General features: G+C 62.6%; 8 protein-coding genes, 1 tRNA gene and 1 pseudogene. 4 read left to right on the top strand and 6 right to left on the bottom strand.

The genetic code is table 11. The features are described from left to right. Positions 1–413 precede the first annotated feature (413 nt). The 3 genes and pseudogenes from VZ95_RS28120 to VZ95_RS08195 all read left to right on the top strand — a co-directional run. Positions 414–773: pseudogene (locus VZ95_RS28120) on the top strand (hypothetical protein); the annotation flags it as partial. Positions 774–842: 69 nt separating this feature from the next. Then, positions 843–1,442: an asparagine synthase-related protein gene (locus VZ95_RS28115; protein ID WP_269747086.1), complete on the top strand. Its 600-nt coding sequence runs from the start codon at positions 843–845 to the stop codon at positions 1,440–1,442. After that, positions 1,405–2,235 (top strand): asparagine synthase-related protein, encoded by an 831-nt coding sequence (locus VZ95_RS08195; protein WP_045775415.1) that lies wholly within the window; start codon positions 1,405–1,407, stop codon positions 2,233–2,235. The genes VZ95_RS28115 and VZ95_RS08195 overlap by 38 nt, the downstream gene beginning before the upstream one ends. Here VZ95_RS08195 and VZ95_RS08190 read toward each other — a convergent pair. After that, positions 2,229–3,047, bottom strand: a complete 819-nt coding sequence (locus tag VZ95_RS08190) for a sulfotransferase domain-containing protein (RefSeq protein WP_045775414.1) — start codon at positions 3,045–3,047, stop codon at positions 2,229–2,231. The two genes, VZ95_RS08195 and VZ95_RS08190, sit on opposite strands and share 7 nt — an antisense overlap. After that, a complete protein-coding gene (locus VZ95_RS08185; protein WP_045775413.1) occupies positions 3,044–3,958 on the bottom strand; it encodes an HPr kinase/phosphorylase in 915 nt (304 codons plus the stop codon). The genes VZ95_RS08190 and VZ95_RS08185 overlap by 4 nt, the downstream gene beginning before the upstream one ends. A gap of 131 nt (positions 3,959–4,089) precedes the next feature. Here VZ95_RS08185 and VZ95_RS08180 point away from each other — a divergent pair, with 131 nt between their 5' ends. Continuing rightward, on the top strand, positions 4,090–4,377 hold the full coding sequence (locus VZ95_RS08180; RefSeq protein WP_045775412.1) for a PqqD family peptide modification chaperone: 288 nt from the start codon (positions 4,090–4,092) through the stop codon (positions 4,375–4,377). Here VZ95_RS08180 and VZ95_RS08175 read toward each other — a convergent pair. From VZ95_RS08175 to VZ95_RS08155, 4 genes are all read right to left on the bottom strand, one after another. Then, positions 4,325–5,134, bottom strand: coding sequence for an ATP-binding cassette domain-containing protein (locus VZ95_RS08175; protein WP_232302550.1), 810 nt, complete (start codon positions 5,132–5,134; stop codon positions 4,325–4,327). The genes VZ95_RS08180 and VZ95_RS08175 overlap by 53 nt on opposite strands. A 61-nt stretch (positions 5,135–5,195) precedes the next feature. Next, on the bottom strand, positions 5,196–6,068 hold the full coding sequence (locus VZ95_RS26840) for an ABC transporter transmembrane domain-containing protein (protein ID WP_045775411.1): 873 nt from the start codon (positions 6,066–6,068) through the stop codon (positions 5,196–5,198). Between the two features lie 537 nt (positions 6,069–6,605). Further along, positions 6,606–6,681: transfer RNA gene (locus tag VZ95_RS08160), tRNA-Phe, on the bottom strand. An 86-nt stretch (positions 6,682–6,767) separates the two neighbouring features. Next, the gene (locus VZ95_RS08155; protein ID WP_045775409.1) at positions 6,768–6,989 is read right to left on the bottom strand and encodes a DNA gyrase inhibitor YacG; all 222 of its coding nucleotides are present in this window, start codon (positions 6,987–6,989) and stop codon (positions 6,768–6,770) included. Between the last annotated feature and the right edge of the window lie 70 nt (positions 6,990–7,059).

Below are 7,059 nucleotides of genomic sequence, written 5' to 3'. Positions count from 1 at the left end.
CCAAGACTATCATTGTATGGGTTAGTGCGATGGGTTCGGTCTTCTGGCTGGCGCCTCGCGTAATTTTAGTTTTGGGCCGAATCAGCTAGGGTATGTTACATGGAAACGCCGTTACCGAACCTTAAGAACCTTCCTAACGCCGTATCCCCGGAAGCACAGCCGATGGGCTGGGTTGCGCCCCTCCAATCGCTTCGGACATTTTCGATTGCCGAGTTCACCCAGTTTGACTCAAAACCGGGCGACGATGGCAGTGGGGTTTTCACGGGCTCGTGAGGTCGGGACGCATAAATTGACCCTCGTCGTATGAGCGACTTTCGCGGCTATATTGCTTTTGAGGCGGAAGCGCTAACCCAAGAAGATCGGGCGCGGGCGGGCGCAGCTTTCTTTGGCGTGGGCCCCGGAAGCCTCGGGTTTGGCGCGATGATCTTGCCGTTCTGACGCACGCTCAACGAATCGTAACCCCCGAAGATCGTGCCGAACGCCAACCCCTCCAAGATCCGGCGGGGCGCGTTATTCTTTTCGACGGGTATCTCTTTGAGCCCGCCCCGATCCGTGAGGACCTGGGCCTTCCCCCCCATGCCCCGGACTCGCAAATCGCGTCAGCGTGGGTCGACCGCTATGGGTTTGAGACGCTGCACAAATTGAAGGGCGATTATAGTCTTGCGCTCTGGGACGCGCGGGAGCGACGGCTGTATCTCATCGTGGCCCCAATGGCCCAGCGGATCGTTTATTGGCACGCGCGCCCCAAGGGGTTTTGGTTCGCAACGACGCTGAGCGCGCTCCACCAATTCCCCAGCGTTCCCAAAACGCTCGATCCGCTGCAACTCGCCCTGCAATTCACGGTGACGGTCGCCGATCCAGCCGACACGCTCTACAAGAACATCCGCCTCGTACCGCCGGGAACCTATCTCACCGCCGACGGGCGCGGTGTGCGGGAACAGGCCTTCTGGCGTCTCGATACCCGCCGCCGCGTGACCCTGCCAACGCCGCAAGCCTATGCGGATGCGGCGCGCGATCTTCTGGACCAAGCCGTTCAGCGGAGTTTGCGCAGCGCCCAAACACCAGGGTTTCTGCTCTCGGGTGGCCTCGATAGTTCGGCGGTGGTGGCGACCGCCGCGCGTCTGCTCGCCCCGGCCCCCCTCTCGACCTACACGGTCGAACCGCCCCCAGGGCAAGAGGTCGCCGGGCGAAAGGGGTGGTACGACCGGGAGCGGCCTTATGTCGACGCCGTCACCGCCCGTTACTCCAATATCCGCCCGCATTTTTGCAATGCCACCGAACCCGCGTCGATTGAACTGGACCCGACCCCCTTTTTCGTGGCCGGGGGGCGTAATCAGTTTAATGCCAACCACTTAGGCTGGTTTGACGCGGCCTATCGCGCCGTTCAAAAAAAATGGGCATACTGTGCTGCTAACGGGCCAATCCGGCAATTTAACCCTTAGCTTCACCGGTTTAAGGGGCTTAGGCGATCTCGCCCGGAGTGGCCGCCTGGATAAGCTTATTCAAGTGCTTCCGGGGGCCGCTCGGTTTCGCCAGGGGACGCTTTGGGGCACCCTTAAAGCCCAGGTTTTAATTCCTGCTTTGCCGCCGAAACTGCGCGCGACCCTATGGCGTTGGCGGCATCCCGGTGAAGAGCCCTCCACGAAATATGCCGCGATCCGCTCGGAGTTCGCTGTAACGGTCGGCCTGAGCGCAGCTCTCGCGGCCCAGGGCGACGATGGGCTGTCGCTCTATACCACCGACAGCCGAAAGCTCATCGCGCATCATATGCAAGCCCAACGCACGCGCACCCTCGAAACCCTTCGCACCCTCAGGGCCTATTACGGTTTTGAACTCCGCGACCCTTTATCCGATCCCGATCTTATGGAATTTTGTCTTGCCATCCCGCGCGAGCAATACCTCTTGGGCGGGGTGCAGCGTAGCCTTGCCCGCCGGGCGCTGGCCGACCGCTTGCCCGCTCCCCTGCTCGCCGAGCGGGGCTTTGGTCAGCAAAACCCGGAATGGTTCACCCGTCTCTCCGCCCAACGCGAGAGTTTCGCAGCTGAAGTCGAACGTTTAGCCAATATCCCGCTCGCCGCCGAAATGCTCGACCTGCCCCGCCTGAAACAGTTGATCGAGACGTGGCCTGCGGACGCCGAAGCCGCGCAAACCCGGCGCTTTGCCTATGAGGTCTTGCTACCGCGGGCTATTCAAACCGGTCGCTTTATTCGCTGGAGCGAGGGCGGTAATCAATGATGAGCGTCGAGATACCCTAAGCGTCGCATGACTGGTCCGTGATCGGTCTCGATTCGGGCGATTTGCGCGGGCGTGAGCCGGTCGCGCCATCCTTGAACCCGCCCCTCGCCGAAAAACCTATTCGGTCCCTCCGCTTCGACAAAGCCTTTGGCGGCTTCCTGGGCCTGTAATGTCTCCAGCGCCGTCGCGGCGACGGCAGCTTTTATCGCCCCAGGATCGACCTGAAACCCCAAGGCCGGTAGGAGCCCCGATAAGGCAGCAGCGGGATCGGCGCGCATCGCCTCATACGAGACGATATGGACGGGAAAGGGCGCTGGGGCCAGCCAACTTTCGACATTCTGGCTCCAACTGCCCCAGGATTGTAACAACCGCCGCTGCAGCCAATAGCGCGACCGGTTCATAAGCTTATCCCGCGTTCCCATGATCTCAATCGCCGTATCGAGACTGCGATCGGTGTGCCGGGCGAGCGAGAGGGCCACATCACGCGGGTCGCGCACCAGATAGACCGCCCCTCGCGTAAAATCCCACGGGGCGGCCATCCCATGGGTTTTCAGATAGGCGGGCTCGGCGCGGGCCTGCACCCATTTCTGTAACGCTGCGGGCCACCACGCCAAAATTTCGGCATCGGTCAAATCCGATGCTGCAAGGCCAACCGCTTCGTCGAACTGCGTGCGCCCGTTGACGTTCCAGCCATCCGGCGCCGCCCCGTTAATATCGACCGCTGCCCCGCCCGCCACATAAGAATGCAGCAACAGGCGCAGCCATGTATTGCCCGATTTCGGGTAGGAAGCGAGCCAATAAATCCCGCTCATTCGGGCTGCACCGCCACCAGCGCCAGCACGCTATCGACCAGCGCAGGTAGATCGGCCAGATCATCGCTGCGGGCAACTTCTATCACCGGAACCGCCTCGATCAACCGCACCATCGCTTTGAAGATCAATGCCTGGCACCCGAGCGCCGCGCCTAACCGCCAGCGGTGAACCAGATCGTATCGCCGCAGCGCCTCCACCCCAATAAGACGGCGCGGCGGGTGCTCCGCCGGCACGCGCTCCGTCCGCAGCAAAACGATGTGCGCTGGGGGCAGGGCTTTCGGTTGGAACAACGCCTCCGCCAGCGGAACGTGATATTTCTCCAATTCCCCCCGGCTGCGCTCCAAACCATCGACGGGAACTTGGAGTTGGCTTGCCGAATCGCGCCAAAGCTTGACGCGCGGAAAGGCGGGAAGAACCCTCAAGGGCTGCCCCTCCCGCCCCTCAAGGGCGCAGAGATCATCGCTCAAAAGCCGGTAGCCCCGCGCGGAAAACGCGGCGGCCAGGGTGGATTTCCCGGCACCCGACACCCCCGACAGCAGCAGAGCCCGCCCACCAATATCGACGGCACTGGCGTGCAGCGGCAGCAAGCCGCGCTGGAAGCAGAGGATCGCCAGCACCGTTCCCAGCAGAAACACGCGAATATCGGGCGCATCATCCGGCAAAACCGGCTCGATGACGACGCGCCGCCCCGCTTCCACCCAATAGGCCGCCACTGCCGGAATCGCAACCCGAACGCCGGTCGGGCCGATTTGAACGGCGGGGCTAAACGACGGCAGGTCCGGGTCCACCGGCGGGACCGGGCCGATCTCAATGACAATATCCGGCGCGCGCGCATCGCCCTGCCACGATAGAAGGTCCGGGAGCGGCAAAGCGCTTTGCACCCGCCAGCCAAAAAGATGGTAATCGCTCATAAGGTCCGGTCAGCTTTCCGCCTCCCCAGGGGGAGTGGTATAAATATCGAGATCAGCGCAGTTTATACACTCTCCCGCCCCCATCTACCCCTATATAGTTGAGACGAGACAGCGGAAAGAAGGCGAAAAACATGGTCGCGTTAGAAACAATTGTTGTTCGGAACGACGCTATTCTCGATGCGAATGTCGGCGACGAAACCGTGCTGATGAGTGTCGAAAATGGTCACTATTACGCGCTCACCGCCACGAGCCGCGCAATTTGGGAGCGGCTGAAAGAACCCGTATGCGTGCGCGATCTCTGTGCCGACCTCGCCAGCACCTACCAAACGCCGCTGGAAACCGTGGAAGCCGATACGCTGGAGTTCCTCAGCTATCTTGAGGCCCAGAAGATGATAGAGCGCCGGGCGGCGCAAGACTGATCTGACGATCCGCCAGCGCAATCGAGGCCGACCGGTGCGCAATCACCAGCATCGTCACCTGCCCGCGCGCGCTGGCCAGCGCGTTTAGAATTTGCTGCTCGGTCGCATCGTCGAGCGCGCTGGTCGCCTCGTCCATTACCAGCAGATCGGGTTCTTGCAGCAAGGCGCGCGCTAGGGCGATACGCTGGCGCTCGCCGCCCGAGAGCCGCGTTCCGCGCTCGCCTACCCGCGTTTCCAACCCCTCGGGCAAGTGCCGAACGAAACCCGCCGCCGCCCGGTCCAGCGCGCGCCACAGGTCTTCTTCCCGCGCGTCCGGTTTTGCCAGCAGCAGATTGGCCCGCAAACTATCGTGGAACAGAAACGGGTCCTGCGGCACATAGGCCACCCGCCGCCGCCACGCCACCCGCGCGCCTTGGGTGAGCGGGACGCCATCGATCAGAATGCGCCCCTCGCGCGCCTCGGTCAGCCCCATCAGCAGGTCCGCCAAAGTCGATTTCCCCGCACCCGACGGGCCGACCAGCGCCGTGATCGAACCCACGGGAATGGCGGCATCAAGGCCGCGCACCGCCCACGGCCCGGCCTCGGCATAGCGATAACCCACGCCCTCCAATCGGATTTCCTGGCGAAAAATCGGCGCTTCCGTCGCCTCTGGCTCGGCGGCGGCGCGATAGGTTTCGATCTGGCGCCGGATAGTCTCGTAGATCGGCAAAATGCGGATGACTTGACGGCCCTGATCTTGCACGCGCTGCACCAGCATCAGAATCCGGGCGAAGATCAGCACCAGCGTCAGCACATCGGCGAGCGACAGGGCGAGGGTTTCAATCCCGAACCAAACCGCCGCCGCCACGACCGCCGCCGCAAGGCTCGTCTGGGCGCGCCCCGCCAAGCCCAACGCGCGCGCTTGATCGACCTGCCGGGACCGCAAGGACGCAACCTGCTGGAAAAAAGCGGCGCTGCGCACGGTTTCCGCCCGCAGCACTTTTTAGAATGCGCAAGCCCGCCAATTCATCAGCAACTTCCGCATGCAGCGCCCGGTTCGCCCCGGCGAGACGCGCCGCAAGGGCGTAGCTGCGCCGATTGAGCGGCAATAAGAGAAGCGCCACTGCCACCGCCAACCCGCAGGCAATGCCCGTGAACAGCGGCGAGAGCGTCAGCGCTACGCCCAGCAAAACCGGCACTTGCAGCACGGTGGCGAATAGCCGAACCGCCTGTTCCACGGCCCAGCCGCATTGCGACACTTCCCGCGTTAGGCTCTGCGCCAGATTGGCCGGGCGCAGCGTGGCGGCAACCGCCCAATCGACGGTGATAATCGCCTGATAGAGCCGGTTCCTCAACGTGTCGCCATAGGCGATGACCAGATGCAGCGCGGCTAAGCTCTGTGCATAAACCAGCGCCCCCGCCGCCGTAATCAACACCACATAGAAGGCCAGCGCGCCGCCGAGCCCCAAAGCCTGCCCGATTGCCCCCAAACGGGAAAAACGCGGCGGGGCCGATCCGGCAAGGCCGAGGATTTGTAAAATCGGGTGCAGTAGCAGCAGCCCGCCACCCTGCACCAGCGCGGCTATCGACGCCAGAACCGCCACCCGCCAAAAGCGCGGCCCGCTGCTCGCAACAATATCGCGCCAGAGGAAACCCGTCTGCCGTGCGATGGTTTGAAGCGGTTTTAGGGATTTACGCGCAAAAAAGCCCATCGCTCGCCCTAAATAGCGCCGACCCAGCCGGTCGGCACCTCCGACGGATCAAGTATATCGATCCGTCACCGGGCACGCCACTCCTACAGCCAGAGGCCATTATCCACGGGCTTGACCTCCTAATTACTGGCCTGCCCTCACCCCTGGGTTAAGGGGCATCGCCGAGCGGATAGTATCAATCATATGACGAATACGAATGCGGTCAGGCGGCGTTGATCGTGTGCGGGGTCTTCAAGGAAGCGAATTTGGCGTTCGAGCTCAAGACGCGCTTCCGCCGCGAGCCGATAGGCTTCCTGGGGTTCGGCGGCGGCGAAGTATCGGCGAACGGAGGTGCGCCCTTCGAAAGGCGGACGCAGGTCTGCCTGGACGTAAAGATCGATAAAACGCCGTGCGTTTTTTCCACTGAATTTGCGTGCCGCTGCCGCGCGGTCTACCCCGCCCTTTCGGGAATTTCTCAACCATTTTCTCGACCCAATTTTTCGACCTTGTGGCCCAAAAATCAAGGAGAACTACGGTATCAAGAACTTATAGGGGAAGTGGTGCCCAGAGCCGGGATCGAACCAGCGACACTGCGATTTTCAGTCGCATGCTCTACCAACTGAGCTATCTGGGCGCCCGTCGGAACGAAGGGGGGTATAGCCGAGGATCCGGGGGGCTGTCTAGGTGTTTTCTCTCGGCACTCCTGCCGCGCATGGTGGTTTAATCATCATCAGGGCGGGGTGTGGTTTGGCTAAAGGCTTCTGCCGCCTCGTCTTCTTCCAGCGGCGGCCCCGAAACCCGGTAGGATTCCGTTAGCCAGCGCCCGAGATCGAGCTGTTGGCAGCGCTCCGAACAAAAAGGGCGAACGCGCGGCTCGCTCGGCTTGTGGCAGATCGGGCAGCCGCCACCGACGCGGACGGAAACGGGTTCGAACGATGTCATGGCGCTCCTCTCTCCTCCAAAACGAACCGGGGGGCCTGGCCCAAGCGCGCCGCCGCCGCCGCGCGCGCCG

Source organism: Elstera litoralis, assembly GCF_000963705.1.
Taxonomy (GTDB): Bacteria; Pseudomonadota; Alphaproteobacteria; order Elsterales; family Elsteraceae; genus Elstera; species Elstera litoralis.
This window is presented reverse-complemented; position numbering and strand designations above follow the sequence as displayed.

Excerpts from the sequence above, each read along its gene's own strand:
- VZ95_RS08155 (WP_045775409.1), bottom strand. The coding sequence starts at position 6,989 with ATGACATCGTTCGAACCCGTTTCCGTCCGCGTCGGTGGCGGCTGCCCG.
- VZ95_RS26840 (WP_045775411.1), bottom strand. The coding sequence starts at position 6,068 with ATGGGCTTTTTTGCGCGTAAATCCCTAAAACCGCTTCAAACCATCGCA.
- VZ95_RS08190 (WP_045775414.1), bottom strand. The coding sequence starts at position 3,047 with ATGAGCGGGATTTATTGGCTCGCTTCCTACCCGAAATCGGGCAATACA.
- VZ95_RS08185 (WP_045775413.1), bottom strand. The coding sequence starts at position 3,958 with ATGAGCGATTACCATCTTTTTGGCTGGCGGGTGCAAAGCGCTTTGCCG.
- VZ95_RS08175 (WP_232302550.1), bottom strand. The coding sequence starts at position 5,134 with ATGCTGGTGCAGCGCGTGCAAGATCAGGGCCGTCAAGTCATCCGCATT.
- VZ95_RS08180 (WP_045775412.1), top strand. The coding sequence starts at position 4,090 with ATGGTCGCGTTAGAAACAATTGTTGTTCGGAACGACGCTATTCTCGAT.